This window comes from Capnocytophaga sp. oral taxon 335 str. F0486, assembly GCF_000277665.1.
Taxonomy (GTDB): Bacteria; Bacteroidota; Bacteroidia; order Flavobacteriales; family Flavobacteriaceae; genus Capnocytophaga; species Capnocytophaga ochracea.
The window spans coordinates 51,036-67,009 of record NZ_AKFR01000032.1 but is presented as its reverse complement, the minus strand read 5'-3'; the positions used below and the strand labels follow the sequence as shown (position 1 = coordinate 67,009).

At 40.4% G+C, this 15,974-nt stretch carries 12 protein-coding genes; 9 read left to right on the top strand and 3 right to left on the bottom strand.

Going from position 1 to position 15,974, the window contains the following annotated elements; translation table 11 throughout:
- Nucleotides 1-154: 154 nt before the first annotated feature.
- The 9 genes from leuS to ilvA all read left to right on the top strand — a co-directional run bounded on the left by leuS (nucleotide 155) and on the right by ilvA (nucleotide 10,223).
- Nucleotides 155-3,109 carry a leucine--tRNA ligase gene (gene leuS, locus HMPREF1320_RS07935; protein WP_009418178.1) on the top strand — a complete coding sequence of 985 codons (2,955 nt, stop codon included), beginning with the start codon at nucleotides 155-157 and terminating at the stop codon, nucleotides 3,107-3,109.
- A gap of 62 nt (nucleotides 3,110-3,171) precedes the next feature.
- Nucleotides 3,172-3,867: a hypothetical protein gene (locus tag HMPREF1320_RS07930; RefSeq protein ID WP_009418153.1), complete on the top strand. Its 696-nt coding sequence runs from the start codon at nucleotides 3,172-3,174 to the stop codon at nucleotides 3,865-3,867.
- A 403-nt stretch (nucleotides 3,868-4,270) separates the two neighbouring features.
- The gene (locus HMPREF1320_RS07925; RefSeq protein WP_002674535.1) at nucleotides 4,271-5,092 is read left to right on the top strand and encodes a mechanosensitive ion channel family protein; all 822 of its coding nucleotides are present in this window, start codon (nucleotides 4,271-4,273) and stop codon (nucleotides 5,090-5,092) included.
- Between the two features lie 104 nt (nucleotides 5,093-5,196).
- On the top strand, nucleotides 5,197-5,367 hold the full coding sequence (locus HMPREF1320_RS07920; protein ID WP_009418193.1) for a hypothetical protein: 171 nt from the start codon (nucleotides 5,197-5,199) through the stop codon (nucleotides 5,365-5,367).
- A 46-nt stretch (nucleotides 5,368-5,413) separates the two neighbouring features.
- Nucleotides 5,414-5,659, top strand: coding sequence for a type II toxin-antitoxin system RelE/ParE family toxin (locus HMPREF1320_RS11845; protein ID WP_009418176.1), 246 nt, complete (start codon nucleotides 5,414-5,416; stop codon nucleotides 5,657-5,659).
- Nucleotides 5,660-5,784: 125 nt separating this feature from the next.
- Nucleotides 5,785-6,621, top strand: coding sequence for a leucine-rich repeat domain-containing protein (locus tag HMPREF1320_RS07915; protein ID WP_009418218.1), 837 nt, complete (start codon nucleotides 5,785-5,787; stop codon nucleotides 6,619-6,621).
- Between the two features lie 681 nt (nucleotides 6,622-7,302).
- Nucleotides 7,303-8,115 carry a leucine-rich repeat domain-containing protein gene (locus HMPREF1320_RS07910; RefSeq protein ID WP_009418183.1) on the top strand — a complete coding sequence of 271 codons (813 nt, stop codon included), beginning with the start codon at nucleotides 7,303-7,305 and terminating at the stop codon, nucleotides 8,113-8,115.
- A gap of 8 nt (nucleotides 8,116-8,123) precedes the next feature.
- Nucleotides 8,124-8,948 carry a leucine-rich repeat domain-containing protein gene (locus HMPREF1320_RS07905; RefSeq protein ID WP_009418221.1) on the top strand — a complete coding sequence of 275 codons (825 nt, stop codon included), beginning with the start codon at nucleotides 8,124-8,126 and terminating at the stop codon, nucleotides 8,946-8,948.
- Between the two features lie 87 nt (nucleotides 8,949-9,035).
- A complete protein-coding gene (gene ilvA / locus HMPREF1320_RS07900; protein ID WP_009418199.1) occupies nucleotides 9,036-10,223 on the top strand; it encodes a threonine ammonia-lyase in 1,188 nt (395 codons plus the stop codon).
- Between the two features lie 125 nt (nucleotides 10,224-10,348).
- Here the strand turns inward: ilvA and HMPREF1320_RS07895 are convergent, their stop codons facing one another.
- The 3 genes from HMPREF1320_RS07895 to HMPREF1320_RS07885 all read right to left on the bottom strand — a co-directional run bounded on the left by HMPREF1320_RS07895 (nucleotide 10,349) and on the right by HMPREF1320_RS07885 (nucleotide 15,757).
- Entirely contained in the window at nucleotides 10,349-11,935 is a 1,587-nt protein-coding gene (locus HMPREF1320_RS07895; protein ID WP_009418157.1) for a DUF5018 domain-containing protein, read from the bottom strand.
- A gap of 95 nt (nucleotides 11,936-12,030) precedes the next feature.
- On the bottom strand, nucleotides 12,031-14,322 hold the full coding sequence (locus tag HMPREF1320_RS07890) for a hypothetical protein (RefSeq protein ID WP_009418206.1): 2,292 nt from the start codon (nucleotides 14,320-14,322) through the stop codon (nucleotides 12,031-12,033).
- 58 nt (nucleotides 14,323-14,380) lie between these two features.
- Entirely contained in the window at nucleotides 14,381-15,757 is a 1,377-nt protein-coding gene (locus HMPREF1320_RS07885) for a vWA domain-containing protein (RefSeq protein ID WP_009418152.1), read from the bottom strand.
- Between the last annotated feature and the right edge of the window lie 217 nt (nucleotides 15,758-15,974).

The following is a 15,974-nucleotide window of genomic DNA, read 5'->3' as shown; positions in this document are numbered from 1 at the left end:
AACAAAAAAGCCCCGCTGGCGCGAGCTTGTAGCTCGTGCCTACTATAAATAGAGCTTGTAGCTCATACCAAATTTGCTCATTTGCTAATTACTTCATACCTTTGCACCATAATTGGCAAAGTTGCTAATTGACGAATCGACAAATTAACGACGAATGGTTTACAATCACAAAGAAATAGAAGCCTTTTGGCAAGAATATTGGGCTAAACACCAAACTTTCAAAGCCCAAAATAACAGCACTAAACCTAAGTACTATGTGCTCGATATGTTTCCTTACCCCTCAGGAGCGGGCTTACACGTAGGGCATCCGCTGGGGTATATCGCCAGCGATATTGTAGCGCGCTATAAGCGTCATAAAGGCTTTAACGTATTGCACCCTCAGGGTTATGATAGTTTCGGTCTGCCAGCCGAGCAATACGCTATCCAAACAGGGCAACATCCAGCCCTCACTACGGCACAGAATATTGCCCGTTACCGCGAACAATTAGATAAAATGGGCTTTTCATTCGATTGGAGTCGCGAAGTAAAGACCTCCGACCCCGATTACTATCGTCATACCCAGTGGATATTCATACAGTTGTTCAACTCGTGGTATAACAACGCAACCGACAAGGCAGAGCCTATCGAAACGCTTATCGCTCTCTTTGAAACAGAAGGCAATAGCAAGGTAAATGCTGCCTGTGACGACGATACCCCAACCTTCACTGCTGCCCAATGGCACGCAATGACAGCTGAAAGCAAACAACGTCATTTACTAAAATACCGACTTACCTACTTGGCAGAAACCGAAGTAAACTGGTGCCCTGCCTTAGGAACTGTACTCGCCAACGATGAAATTGTCAATGGCGTATCCGAACGCGGGGGTCACCCTGTGATTCGCAAGAAGATGACCCAATGGAGTATGCGCATCACCGCCTATGCCGAACGCCTTTTGCAAGGCTTAGACACCATCGATTGGAGTGAAAGCATCAAAGAAAGCCAACGCAACTGGATAGGAAAATCAGTAGGAGCCGAAGTTGTTTTTCCTCTAGTTCAAGGAGAGAAAACTGTAGTAACTAAAAGCAATAGTATTAATATCAATCAAAAAGAAACCAATAATCATAAGGAAGATAACACAGAAGTCTCTTTTACGGCTTCTCCCCTCTCCTTGGGAGAGGGGCAGGGGGTGAGGATCTTCACCACTCGTCCCGACACCCTCTTCGGCGTTACTTACCTTACTCTTGCTCCCGAGCACCCCTTAGTATTGCAAATTACTACTGAGGAACAACGCGCTGGGGTAGAAGCCTACATCGCTGCTACTGCCAAACGTTCAGAGCGCGACCGTATGGCCGATACCAAAACCGTATCAGGGGCATTTACAGGAGCGTATGCCGTGCACCCACTCACCGGCAAGCAAATCCCTATTTGGATAGGCGATTATGTATTAGCAAGCTATGGCACGGGTGCTGTAATGGCAGTGCCTGCTGGCGACGACCGCGATTATGCCTTTGCCAAACACTTCAAGGGTGCCAAAGGAATGCCCAATGTGATTAACATTTTCGATAAAGATATTTCAGAAAACGCCTTTACCGATAAAGAGGGAATGACTTACCAAAATTCGGATTTCCTCAATGGTTGTACTAACTTTGGCGAAGCCGTTGCCAAAGTGTTAGCAGCCTTAGAAGCCAGAGGAGCAGGCAAAGCCAAAGTGAATTATCGTCTCCGTGATGCTGTCTTCTCACGTCAGCGTTATTGGGGCGAACCTTTCCCAGTATACTATGAAAACGGCTTGCCACAGATGATAGGCGAGGAGCACCTCCCTATTCTCCTACCCGAAGTAGAGAAATACCTCCCTACCGAAGAGGGCAACCCGCCGTTGGGCAATGCCACTGCTTGGGCGTGGGATACCGCAAACCACAAAGTAGTGAGCAACGAGTTGATTGATAATCAAACTGTATTCCCATTAGAATTGAATACAATGCCAGGTTGGGCGGGATCTTCATGGTATTGGTTAGAGTATATGATGGAAAAAGACGCACGTGGAACCTTCCCTACCAAATCCGTAGTAGACTATTGGCAAAACGTAGACCTATATGTAGGGGGTAGTGAACACGCCACAGGGCACCTCTTGTACTCACGTTTCTGGAACAAATTCCTCAAAGACCGTGGTTTTGCCCCTACTGAAGAACCATTTAAGAAACTCATCAATCAAGGGATGATATTGGGAATGAGTGCCTTTGCGTATCGATTAGAAGGTACCAATACTTTTGTATCTAAAAATCAAGTAAAAGGGCAATCGGTACAACCTATTCACGTTGATGTTTCTTTATTAAAAGATACTTCGGATGAGTTAGACATCGAGAAATTCAAGACGTGGCGTAAAGAGTTTGCTAATGCAGAATTTATTTTAGAAGAAGATGGCAAGTATATCACAGGACGTGAAGTAGAAAAGATGTCGAAATCTAAATACAACGTAGTAAACCCTGATGATATTTGCGAGCAATATGGTGCGGATACTTTGCGCCTCTACGAAATGTTCTTAGGTCCTTTGGAACAAGCCAAACCTTGGAACACAGCAGGTATTTCGGGGGTATATAACTTCTTGCGCAAGCTATGGCGTTTGTATTTCAATGATAACGGCTGGCAAGTAACCGATGAAGCCCCTACGTCTGAAATGCTCAAAGCACTGCATAAAACCATCAAAAAGGTAAATGAAGATATCGAGAATTTCTCCTTCAATACCTCGGTGAGTCAGTTTATGATATGCGTGAATGAGTTATCAACGTTAAAATGCCATCATAGAGACGTTTTAGTGCCTCTTGCGGTACTGGTAGCTCCCTTTGCTCCGCATATCGCCGAAGAGCTCTGGAAAAGGCTCGGAAATACCGAAAGTGTAACTTATGCACCTTATCCCGTACACGAGGATAAGTATTTGCAAGAGGATAGCAAGGAGTATCCTGTATCGTTCAACGGCAAAGTACGCTTCAAACGCGCTTATGCTACCAGTATGAGTGTGGCAGAGATAGAGCAAGCTATCCTCTCCGATCCTCAAACCGCAGAACAGCTACAAGGCAACACTCCTAAAAAGGTAATTGTAGTGCCTAATAGGATTATCAATATTGTAATGTAGAAAAAAGTCGTTAGTCAATTAGTGATTAACGACTTTTTTCTTTTGAGTTTTCAGCCAAAATTATGGATACACTTTTTCTCTTCCCGTTTTTTATTTTTCTCTTGATTCTCCTCATTCTCGGTGTTAGTATGTACTTTATAATAGTGCACAAAAACGAATTTGAAGAGCGCTTGGCACTTTATCGTCCTCAGCACCAGCTGTCGCAAAAGCGGGAGGCTTATTTGAAAGGAGTGCGTAAGTTCCGCTTGTGGGTTACCGGTATTATTATTGTGATTTTTATAGCACCTTTGTTTCTTTATCTTGTGCTGATGATACAAGAAGGTGTAGAGGTGCTACACTTGTTGTTTCTTGATGAAATAATAGGGGAAACCCTCCTTTCTTTACTTATTCCCTTTTTGGTGTATTACCTCCTTTCTTATGTATTCAAGCGCAACGAAAAAGCTCTGCGTATGCTGGTAGAACAAATGAGCGATAGTGATTTCGACTTGCTGTTAAAAGTAAAAGATAGTCTATTTGTTCTCACTCGCTACAATCCGCCGTTTGTGTTGTGTAACAAGCAACTGTACTTCTTTATTTTCTATACAATTCGTGAAATTGACCCTGCTAAAATCACAGATATAGATTGGGGTTATGGCAAAAATGGTTTATATGTAAAAATCAAATCGCCTAAAGTCACAAGGATTACAATGTCGCGCGAGGCGTTGTCTCATCTCTTGCAAATCATTAAAAAATATAACTCGAAAATACGAACTTTCTAATTAGCAAATGAGGTGCGAGCTTGAATTAGAGGAATGAGGCTGCGCCTCAGAAATTAAACAAAAATCAAACAAAATTAAGGCTACGCCTTGTGAAATGGGGAGAGAGTTGAGTCGGAGTTTTCGGAGAAGCTTGAAGAGTTCCTGAATTATCGGAGAGAAACGAAAAACATCAAAAGAGAGTTGTAGGGAATTTTGGCGATTGGAAATTAGTTTGTATTTTTGCGCATCAATAGCTAAAAAAGAAAGATGCGAACCAAAGCCTTCGAGAGCTCACAGTTGGATATGTGGAGGTGAGTAATTGGCATATTTAGGATTTAGCAAATGAAGACTGGTCAGACGAGAGAGGACAGAGAGACGAGAGGGGCTGGTGAGATTTAGAAACTAAAAAATAAAACAAACAAAAATGAATGATTTTTCGACTGCGGATTTTGAAGGGCTCATTAAAGAGTGGATTACCGGACTTATTAAATTTGCGCCTACACTATTGTGGGCAATTGCGCTTTATTTTATAGGGCGATACATTATTCGGTTTATTGCAAAACTCCTTAAAGGCTTGATGGTACGCCGTGGAGTAGACGTGGCTTTGCAGGGATTCCTCTTGCAAGTAGTACGGTGGATACTCTATATTGCTCTGTTCCTTACTATCGTGCAAGTAATAGGTTTGCCTGCGACTCAGTTTATCGCGATTATTACCAGTGGTTTTGTAGCAGTGGGGTTAGCCTTACAGGGGTCGCTATCCAACTTTGCGAGCGGGATAATGATTCTTATCTTTAAACCTTTCCGCGTAGGCGATACCATTGAAGGTAATGGCGAAAAGGGGACAGTAAAAAACATTGGACTCTTTGCTACAACTCTTAACAAAGCCAACAACGAGCAGGCGATTATCCCCAATACCCAACTTTTTAGCAATAGCATTATCAATTACAGTAGGGAAGAGAAGCGCAGGGTGTACGTATTAGTAGGCATAGGTTACAGTTCGGATATTCAAAAAGCTCGCGAAGTGCTCTTGCAAATTGCCAAAGAAGAGCCCAAAGCCTTGCCTGACCCTGAGCCTGTGGTATATGTAGAGGAATTGGCTGATAGTTCGGTGAACCTTTCACTGCGCTATTGGTGCTTGACTTCCGAGCACGCAGGGTGTATATTCCGTACTTTAGAGACTATCAAAAACCGCTTCGACGAAGCTGGTATAGAGATACCATTCCCACAAGTGCAAGTGCATCAGTAGAGAGGCAGTGATTAATGGTTAATGATTAGTGATTAAAATTGTCCTTTATTCATTGTTAATTGGTTTTTATTTAGTATTTTTGCAACGTAAAAACATAAAAAACTATGGACGCAGAGCTTATAGATAATATCTTAACTGAAGACGACCTCCTTCTTAAACAACAAAAAGAAGCGAAAAAGTATAGTATACAAAAAGGTTTGGAGGAAGATAAGGCAGGGTTACATATTCCTCAAGAAGATGTAGAACAAGAAATGAATGCGATATTATGGTCGTAGTTTGGACTCCTAAAGCAAAGGAGGAGCTGAAAGAAATTCTTGTTTATTGGAAAAACGGAACAAAAGTAATACTTATTCAGTAAAACTGAATACAGAGGCACAAAAAGTAGTTAAATCTCTTATTGATAATCCATACATCTGGCCTATAGAACAAGGATATGAAGATGTCCGTTCTGTTTTAGTATTTTATAATTACTCTATTTTTTACAGAGTAGAAAACAATATTATTCGTATTCTTTCTTTTTGGGACAATCGAAGAAATCCTAATAGCTTAGATTTATTTGATTTTTAAAAAGAAAAAACATACAGATACCGGCTATAAAGATAGTCGGTATTTTTTTTGTGAATATTTCGTTGTTAATTGTTCTTTATTTAGTACCTTTGTGGCGTCTTTAACATCATAAAAATGATTTTACAATGAGAAAAATCTTCTTTTTGGCCTTCGTGGCTATTGCTTTGGTGAGTTGTCGTAAGAAAGATGACAACGGTAACGAGATAAACGTATCGCCTAATGACTACACTCTCAGTGCCGATGGTCTTACCTTAATAAAATGGACTAATAGTAGTACTATTTCTATTGATATGCAAGGGGATAGCAATTTGCGGAAAGTAAACACTATTGCCGAAAATGCTTTTAAAGATCTTAAAAGTTTAAGAGCGATTACTTTTTCGGACAATTTAAAAGAAATAGGTTCTGAAGCCTTTTCAGGAACGAACCTCAGTGATGGCGTAAACTTCAATTCTTATTCAGACGTTGTTTTTGGCGAGAGGGTTTTTTATCGTTCGAATATTAGAAAAGTGGTGCTCCCCAATACTAAAGCGTTATCTAACCGGATTTTTGCTGAATGTAGAAACTTAAAAGAAGTTACTTTTAAAAGAACGGGTATTATAGGCGATGGGGCTTTTTCGTCTTGTGGAACTCTTGAATTAGTAGATTTAACAGATGCGGGAGTTACTCATATAGGGAAAGAGGCTTTTGCTAACTGTAAACTTTTAAAAAAGGCAATCCTTTCGGTAACTATGAACTTAAAGACGATAGGAGATAAATCGTTTGCGAACTGTACTTCGTTAGAGAGTGTTACTATTCTTGCGCTTTACCCGCCGTATTTAGAGGGAGAGCCTTTTTCTGGAATAGCTAAAACTAAGTTTCCTACTTTTTATATCCCCAGAAAACCTAAGGATTTATTGGATATATACAAAGGGGATAACAATTGGAAAAATTTAGTTGATAAGATTCAGTTAATACCAAAATAATTAGGTGCGAGCCGCACAGGCAGTCGTAGCACGACGGGCGGTGTGAGCCGCACAGGCGGGGGAGAAATGAGAGAATGAGAAAATGAGGAAATTAACAGATTAGTAAATGAAGTAAATGTTAATAATACCTACCGACAATCAACTTTGCCAAAGTTTGAGATGAAAAAGTGATATGCTGGGACTGCTAGGAGCTTTCGAAAGATATCGGAAAAGAACGGAAGAGAGCTGAGAGAAATTTTGGTGAAAAAAGGGTGTAAGGAGGGTGGTCTTAGCTTATAGAGAGCTTATAGGAAGCTTATACGAATCTTGGACGATTGGTATAGAAAGGGTATATAAATGATTGATTCATAGTATAATACAACAATGCAAAAAACGGTAAAAACAGGGTTTCGAGGCGAAAGAAAGAGGAATAGGTGATAGGCCTTAGGCCATAGGCACTAGGGGGAGTATGACGGAAAGGAGAAGGGGTGATTAGAGAATTAACAAATTAGAAAATTAGCAAGGGAGAGCACGAGCTAAAAGCTCGCGACAAAAAAGAGGGAAGGTGGAGACGGAAAAAGTGAAGGTAATGTGAGGTTATAGTGCGACGAGCAGATGAGAAATTAGTGGATTAGTAAATTTGAAAATGAGAAAATTAGTAGCTTACAAAAATTGATAAATACGATAAAAAATAATTATACAATGAGAAAAGTTTTATTATTGGCTTTGGCGGTGGTTGCTTTGGTGGGCTGTCGGAAGAGTGATGATGACAGCAACGGTAACTCCACTGCTGATTATGAGCTCAGCGCTGATGGGCGCACGCTTATCAAATGGAAAAATGCGAACACTACGGTGCTTGATATGCAGGCTGATGAGAAGCTCAGAAATGTGAACACTATCGGGAAAGAGGCTTTTAAAGAACATCAGAACCTCCAATCGATTACATTTCCGAATAACTTGAAGGAGATAGAAAAAAGTGCTTTTGAGGATGCAAATCTCAGCGGTGAGGTTGTCTTTAACACGAAAGCTACCGTTGATTTTGGCGAAAAAGCCTTCTACCACACTCATCTGAAAAAGATAACATTCCCCAATATGAGTGTGTTAGGTATCAATGCTTTTTCAGTTTGTAGGGATTTAAAAGAGGTTACTTTTAACAAAGTAAAGAAATTAGGTGATTTTGCGCTGAGAGATTGCAATGCTGCCTCGCTTACCTTTGAGGGAACGGGGCTTACTGAAATAGGACACGGCACTTTTGTGGGGATGTGGAAGCTAAAAGAGATTACTTTACCTGAGACGCTTGCCAGAATAGAATCAGATGCTTTTTGGCAATGCATAGTGCTGAAAAAGCTTACTATTAAAGCGGTAAATCCACCTGCCTTGCATATAAATAGTATTTTTGGCACTAACGATAAAAGTGTGATACCTACTATTTATGTACCTAAGGGTTCGGTAGAACAATACAAAAAAGCGGCAGGCTGGAAAGATTTTGCGGAGAAAATACAAGCAATTAATTAAATTAAAGAATGAGAAAATTAGGAAATTTGAAAATGAGAAAGGTTTTATTATTAGCTCTTATAGGGATTGCTTTGGTAAGCTGTCGGAAGAGTGATGATGACAACAACGGTAACTCTACCGCTGATTATGAGCTCAGTGCTGATGGGCGTACGCTTATCAAATGGAAAAATGCGAATACTACGGTGCTTGATATGCAAGCTGACGAGAAGCTCAGAAATGTGAATACTATCGGGAAAGAGGCTTTTAAAGAACATCAGAACCTCCAATCGATTACATTCCCAAATAATCTGAAAGAGATAGAAGAGAGTGCTTTTGAAGAAGCAGACCTCAGCGGAGAGGTTATCTTTAACACGAAGGCTACGGTAGTTTTTGGTGAAAAAGCTTTCTTCAAGACAAAAATCAGAAAACTTACCCTGCCCAATGTAAAGGAACTGCCCTATAGCGTATTGTCAATGTCTTATAATCTCGAAGAATTACACTTCAATAAAGTAGAAATATTAGGATTTGGCGCTATTGGGTGGAATTATCTAAAAGAAATTAACTTAGAAAATACTGGACTCACCGATATAGAAACTGTGGGAATTTCGGGGTGTACGGAGATGAAGAGTGTTGTCTTGCCTGCAACACTGAAGACTATAGGGTATGATGCTTTTTGGTATTGCCAACAACTTAAAACAGTAACGATTAATGCAGTAAACCCTCCTGCCTTAGTGAATAACCCGTTTAGGGCTACTCGTATAGAAAAGATATACGTACCTAAAGGCTCGGTAGAGCAATACAAAAGAGCTACTTTCTGGAGTGCTTTTTCTGATAAGATATATCCCAAACCATAAGTATAAGTGTGAGCCACACAGGCGATTAATAGGGGTACAATTATACTATATTGAAGAGACATTAATTATTAACACTATTTGAAAATTATGAACTTTACCACAGCACGTGAGCACCTCAAGAGTGTGCTCCTCCCTACACACCTTATTTATAGTCCGCTCTTCTCAGAAGAATCTGGCAACAAAATCTACATCAAGCCCGAAAACCTTCAAAAGACAGGTGCTTTTAAGATTCGTGGCGCTTATAACAAAATCCTTAAACTCACCGAGGAAGAGAAAAAAAGAGGAGTTATTGCTTCTTCAGCAGGAAACCACGCACAAGGCGTTGCCTACGCAGCACGTGAATTGGGCATCAAAGCCGTGATTGTAATGCCTAAAACTACGCCTCTTATCAAAGTGCAATCTACCAAAAAGTACGGTGCAGAAGTAGTGCTCTACGGCGATGTATACGACGATGCTTACCAAAAAGCGAAAGAGCTAGAAGAGAAAGAAGGCTACGTGTTTGTACACCCTTTCAACGACCCTGATGTGTTGGAAGGACAAGGTACTATCGCCTTAGAGATATTGGAAGAACTGCCTAACACCGATGTGATAGTTGTACCTATAGGTGGTGGCGGACTTATCTCGGGGATCGCTTGCGCTGCTAAACAGCTTAAACCTGATATTAAGATTGTAGGTGTAGAACCCTCAGGAGCTGCTTCGGCAACCGAAGCGCTCAAGAAAAATAAGCTTGTTAGCCTACCTGAAGCCAATACCATTGCTGATGGAACAGCTGTAAAACGGATAGGAGAGCTAAATTTTGAGTATATCAAGAAGTATGTAGACGAGGTGGTGACCGTAGATGACTATGAACTTACGGAAGTTTTTTTGCTATTGGCAGAAAAGCACAAGCTTATCGCTGAGAACTCAGGCGTATTACCTTTGGCAGCACTCAAAAAACTTACCGACCGCGGTAAAAACGTTGTGCCTGTAGTAAGTGGGGGCAATATAGATGTGCTAATGATATCTTCGATGATAGGCAAAGGATTGGTGAGCAGAGACCGTATTTTCAACTTCTCGGTAAGCATTCCTGACCGCCCTGGTGAACTCGCTAAGATTACTCAAATTATTGCAGAAGTGGGAGCTAATGTAGTTAAACTCGCCCACAACCAGTTTAAGAACCTCTCACGTTTCCGCGATAAAGAAGTGCTTATTACGGTAGAGACCAACGGTACCGACCATATCCAGCAGTTGGTAAGAGCTTTTAAAGATAAAGGGTACGAAATTACCGCTAAGTAGTTGTTAGTAGGACAAACGCTTTTAGATTACTAAAAAAGACTTTGCCAAAGGGTCGTAGCACGACAGGCTATTAACCCCTTGGCAAAGTCTTTTTATTTTCTGTTAAGCTATACGACTTATTGACTTCAGACTTTTCTCAAAGAGAATTCTGCTTTATATTCTTTGCCGTTTTCTTCTATGAGCACATAGCCTTTGGGCAAGTCTTTTAATAAATAGTCGTATTCACTATCAGATAGTCTACGTGTACTTACTGCTGCTGGATATCTAGTCATATTTTCTATTTTCAGATTAGGAAATACAATAGCTTTTATAGAAGCATTACCTATTTCTTCATTAAAGAAAATATTAATTTGTTTAGCAAAGAAAGAGGCGTCTTTGTCTATAAGCTCAGCAGTACCTTTAACTTTCAAGCGTGGAGGAATTTCAGGAACAACTTTTTGAACGGTAACTTCTTGACCAAAAACCTCTGATTTCAGGTGTATTTGAGAAGATAATACTACCTTATAAGTACCTGACTCTACACTATTATCTATTTTAAAAGTTGCGGTGGTACCCCGGTGATTATAAGTACTTAAAGTTGCTTTTGTTTCTCCGTTTTTAATTAAAAGTAACTCGCAATATCTGTAATTAGTATTAAAACCTACGCTCATATAGGTAAAGTTTTCTCCTGTTATGGTTAATTCATCACCTGTTTTTAGGGTAGTTGTAGAGAGAGATTTGATTACTGGGGCATAGGTAGGCACTATGTTTATCGCTTGTCCGTCGCTGTTTACAAAGGGAAGCACCTGCTCTTTAGCACCACCTTTTACTACAAACTTAAAGTCATTTCCTCCGCTGAAAGCTCCAGCAGGTGTATTGAACATCTTAAATTCGAGATTGTAACCAGATATTTCTGCAACTGTAAGCTGGTAATCTTGTCCGTTTTCGCGTAGGTAATAGGTGTATTTTTTTAAGGCTTCAGCATTAGCGTATACTAGCACTTTAAAGACTTGCAAGTTGGTAGTTGCTAATGTTTGTACAGGACCTTCAAAAAGATTAATATCTAAAACATCTAAAACAATCTCACTACTATCTAAGGTAAAAACACCACTTTCCACTTCTTCTTTGTCGAAGGTTGCTTTAAAGCGATATTGACCGTTTTTATACGTTGCGGGCAAGACCACATATACACGTCTTTCTTTTTTGTCTATCTTTTGTACTTTGAGGTCGTAAGAGAGCGCGCTTCTGTATTTAAGGAGCTTTACTTTTATTTGCTCTTTTTTGACGGGTAATGTATTTACCTCGAAGAAAATCACCTCGCCTCCTGCTTTGTTTACCGTATATTCATTAGGAACGTGCCCAATTTCTATTGGGACTTGCGGTTGTTCGGTCTTTTCGGTGGTAACCAGTACTTTGTAGGTTTTAGTACTTTTGTTTTCGGCGGTTACAGTGTAGGTTACTTCCTTAGAGAAGTTTTGAGCTACCCCTGTATTGGGGCTTACGGTAGCGCCCTTAGAAACCGTGATGGTAGGAGTAAGGGTGGTGACATCGGTGTCTTCAGGTAATTGGGCGGTGATAGTGGTATTGCTGATAGTACCACTATAAGTGTTACCCTCTACGGTAAAGACAAACGAAAGAATGTCTTTTTCAGCGCTCAGTGGGAGCGTTTCATCATTGTCTTTCTTGCACGCAAAAGCGATGAGCAAGATGCATAAAACGTACAATTTTTTCATTGTAGATAAATTTTTTTGAATTGCTTGCTATTAGAAAGTGCAAAGATAAGACGTAATTAGCAAATGAGCAAATAAGGGAATGAGAAAATGAGGTACTACATCTCTCCTCGTTTCATCTTTTCGAGATTAGCTTTTACCTCCTGGCGTTGGGACTCAAATTCATCATTAGTTTTTGAAAGGAGTTTTACAGCTTTTTCTTCGAGCTTAATAGCTTCTTGTTTTTCACCGCGTGTGTACAAGAGGTGAGCGAGGGTATCTAAGTAATAAGGATTTTCAGGTTCTAACTGTACTGCTGAGCTTGCCCACTGATAGGGTTCTGCTAATTTTGCAGGGTCGTTTTTATGTTCTTCGTACACTTTCCAAGCGATGTTATTGGCGCGGTTAGCAAAGCGCATTTTGTAATACTTCCAGCTGTTTTCTTCATCGCTTTCGGAGAAAGCCTTATCGAGTGCTGCAATGAGGTTACTATCTCTCTTCAATAGGCTTTTATAGTATTCGCCGAAATAAGCACTGGCTTCTTCTACGTTGTTTTCATAGAGAAAATCGATGTAATCATCAGCGGTAAGTACATTCTTTTTGACACCTTCGATATAAACGGCTTTTACAGGTTCAAAAAGAGTTTTGTCGTTAAATACAAGGCGGTCGAGAAGAGTACTGAAGTGTCCATAGTTTGCTTCTATTACGCCTTTCTCTAAGCGTTGTTGATAGTCTGTATTGTCATCGTTTTTAGGAATGAGTTTTTCGTTATGAGCTTTTATTTCCTCGCTGAACTTCACCAAATAAGCGATTGCGTCTACATCAGTAGGGGAAGCGGGCTTTTCGGCATTGAAAATTCGGTAATAATAATCGCTATCGTTGCTATTAAGAGCGAGCAAAAGAGCATATTCAGGATCGAGTTTGCTATCGTTTTTATGAGCGTTTACGATGCGTTGCCATTGGGTAGTTACTTGCTCGGGGGTAAGTTGCATTTGGTAGATGCCTTTGGGGTTTTTGAAATCGGAGAAGTAATCTTCTTGCTCTTGCGCTATATAGTCGAAGGCTTCTTCCTCATTAGAGTCGCCTGTTTTTTGCACGGGACGATTTTTAGCTAACAAATACACACGCTGACTGTCTTTTTTGAGGAAAGTGGTAAAAATAGCTTGTAGGTCTTTTAAAGAAAGTTTAGGGTTACCCAAAGCCTTGTCGAGCGCACGAGCCATTGCTATCGTACCGAACTGCTGTCCGTAAGAATCACTTGTTACTATTTCGTCATTGGCAACCTCTTCGATAGTAGAGGGCTGATTGTAGAGCAGATTACCAGCTACGTCAAGCACAGCCATTTGGTTACCTGTAGGTATGCCTTTGGCTTTGAGGGTTTTCATATCTTTGGTAGTAGCCAAATAGAGTTCATACGGATAGCTTTTATATTGTTCGTTATCATTAAATTGATAGCCATTGCTCCCGCCTTCTTCTTTATATTTGGCAAAAAGGGCAGCGAATTGTTGTTGAGCCTCTTTGTTATCGGGTTGTTGGAAGACTATTACCAAACGGCTATATTTATCGGCTGAAGCAAGGGCAGCTTTTAAGTTCTTGGGCAGTGAAATATCTGCTTGGCTTTTCTGCTTAGCTCTTTTTTCAGGATTATATTCGGGGATATCCTGTTCTTCCTCAAAAGCGATGAGATATTCCCAATTCTTTACATTTTCCTTATTGCTACGGGCTACTTTTGCTGGATTAGGAGTGCTTGCCTTGTTACTGAACAGAATTGCGTTATCGGAATCGCCTTCGGTAAGAGAAATCGTTCCTTTATCGGGGTTGTAAGTCCCTTTTAAATTAAGCATATTATTGGTTCCTAAAAATTCTACTTCGACGGCATTGGTTGTCTTTCCGATAGGATATTTCTCAATAATTACTTCTTTGGATTTATTGTTAAATGCTACTGAATGGGCATTCACTAAGTAAAGGTTTTCAGTACGTGGCACTTCAAAACTTTCTAATACATAGTAACCAACTCCATTGCTGTCTTTTGTTTTTTCTACATTTTCCAATGAAGTGATTTTGTTATGTACACACACATATTCTACTTCACCTTTGTTGTTTTCGTAGCCTACATATAAGAAATGTGGGTCGCCAAAGAGCCCTGTTCCTATTTTAAAGGTTATTTGCAACTGAGAGCTATTGCTCTGTTTCTTCTCAACCAAAAAAGACGACGCATCGGAAGAGAACTCTATTTTTTTGTCCTTTAAGGTATAGTTGCCCGAAGCGCCTACCAATTCGTAAGTGTTGTTATTACCAATCCTAAGCTCCAAAGCATTGCCAAGAGAGCTGGCTTTGTAAGAGCCAGCAGGAATAGGGTTTTGGGCTATGAGAGATAGCGGAAATAGTGCTAATAGGGGAAGTGCTTTCATTTGAGTAAAAAATTAAAAGTTAAAAAGCTGAGACTTGTGTAGCAAAAAGTGAGCCAGATCATTCAGTATACTTTTTGATAAGGCGAATCATTAAGTCGCTGAGTTTTTCGACTTGATACTCCCCTACACTGGGTTCTAAATGGGCGTTACCTATACCGCTGTCGTCGGTGATAAAGACATAGGTACCATTGGTATATATTGCCATAAAACGCATTAAGAACTCGGTGGGCTTATCGATACCACTGGCTACGATAGGAATGAGTTTGATACCTTTCTCGGCAGCGGTTTTAACTGATGCTTGTACGCTTTTGAGTATCTTATCTTCGTGATGTGGGGGAGCATCGAGTACTAAAAAAGCAATACGTGTGCGTGCCTCGCCGTCCCATTGGAGTTTGTTGAGCTGGTTGAGGGCTGTGTGTACTGCTTCGGGGAAGTCGCCACCACCATCAGCTTTTTGGCTATTAATAAACTGAATGGTTTTATTGATATCCTTAGTAAAATCGGAATGTTTGACTACATACTCATCGCCTTCGTCGCGATAAAAGACCGTAGCGGTGCTTATTTTGAGGTTTTTATTTCCTTCTTCTACCTTACTGATTACGTTTTTTAAGTCCATTTTTAGGAACTCTAACTCATCGCTCATTGAGCCCGTAGCATCTACCATAAAGGCAATTTGTACTTCGTTTGATGCTTTTTTTACTTCATTTTTAAGCGCAATACGGTTGAGAGTGTTTTCGGTAATTGCTTTTTCTGTGCTCACCCACTGGTCGTTTACTTTTAGGCGCAAATGCTCGGTGTTAAGCTCTTTTTCTTTTTGGAAGGCACTCACCCATAGTTCAGCTTTACCCGTGTTATCGGTTTTAGCTGTCCATAGCAGGGTATTGTTGCGATAGAGCGCAACGGTAGCATTCACAGCAGGCTTGCCATTAGCGGTTACAAGTACCGCTATACGGTGATTGGTGTACATTTGCCAATGTTCGGGGAAAGAAGCAAATTCATTTTTATTGAGTGTTTTTTGATAGAAATCCCAACTATTGAGGTCGTTCCATTCACCGGCAGTTACCAAGCCGGACTGAGGTTGGGGGTCGCTTTCGAGACGATGTTTGCGGTGCTTAGGTTCAGTGCGTTTTGCTGGTTTGCTGGTTGCTACATCTTTTGCTACCGACATTTTAGCTGACATTGTACTTTCGTCACTTCTGCTAACATCGCCTGTTTTTTTAGAATGTTTTCTCTTAGTGCTCTTTTCGCCGTAGCCAACTACGGCTATCTCGGCTAATTCGCCACTACTTTCTTCTCGGTAATCGGTGGCAGAGTTTTCATCTCGGTATTCGGTGATACTGCTTCCACGATCAACGGGTTTATAAGCGTTTCGGTTGCCACAAGCTCCTATGAGTAGGGCAAGGCATAACAATAAAAAATAAGATATGTTTTTCATTTTGGAATATAGTTTTTGTGTTTCTAAGAGAAAGTATACGAAAATAATGCCAAATTAGTGCAATGATGCCGGAAATGTGGATAAAAAAGATTATTAGGGGGGAATGTAGTGGCAAAAAGACGAATGAAAAATAGTGTTATATGGAATAGCCGTTAAAATTGTCTTTTCGTTGTTTAAGTATAAAAACATTTTTGTACTTTTGTGACATTATTGAATT

Coding starts and splice junctions, on each gene's coding strand:
- leuS (WP_009418178.1), top strand. CDS start 155: ATGGTTTACAATCACAAAGAAATAGAAGCCTTTTGGCAAGAATATTGG.
- HMPREF1320_RS07930 (WP_009418153.1), top strand. CDS start 3,172: ATGGATACACTTTTTCTCTTCCCGTTTTTTATTTTTCTCTTGATTCTC.
- HMPREF1320_RS07925 (WP_002674535.1), top strand. CDS start 4,271: ATGAATGATTTTTCGACTGCGGATTTTGAAGGGCTCATTAAAGAGTGG.
- HMPREF1320_RS07920 (WP_009418193.1), top strand. CDS start 5,197: ATGGACGCAGAGCTTATAGATAATATCTTAACTGAAGACGACCTCCTT.
- HMPREF1320_RS07915 (WP_009418218.1), top strand. CDS start 5,785: ATGAGAAAAATCTTCTTTTTGGCCTTCGTGGCTATTGCTTTGGTGAGT.
- HMPREF1320_RS07910 (WP_009418183.1), top strand. CDS start 7,303: ATGAGAAAAGTTTTATTATTGGCTTTGGCGGTGGTTGCTTTGGTGGGC.
- HMPREF1320_RS07905 (WP_009418221.1), top strand. CDS start 8,124: ATGAGAAAATTAGGAAATTTGAAAATGAGAAAGGTTTTATTATTAGCT.
- ilvA (WP_009418199.1), top strand. CDS start 9,036: ATGAACTTTACCACAGCACGTGAGCACCTCAAGAGTGTGCTCCTCCCT.
- HMPREF1320_RS07895 (WP_009418157.1), bottom strand. CDS start 11,935: ATGAAAAAATTGTACGTTTTATGCATCTTGCTCATCGCTTTTGCGTGC.
- HMPREF1320_RS07890 (WP_009418206.1), bottom strand. CDS start 14,322: ATGAAAGCACTTCCCCTATTAGCACTATTTCCGCTATCTCTCATAGCC.
- HMPREF1320_RS07885 (WP_009418152.1), bottom strand. CDS start 15,757: ATGAAAAACATATCTTATTTTTTATTGTTATGCCTTGCCCTACTCATA.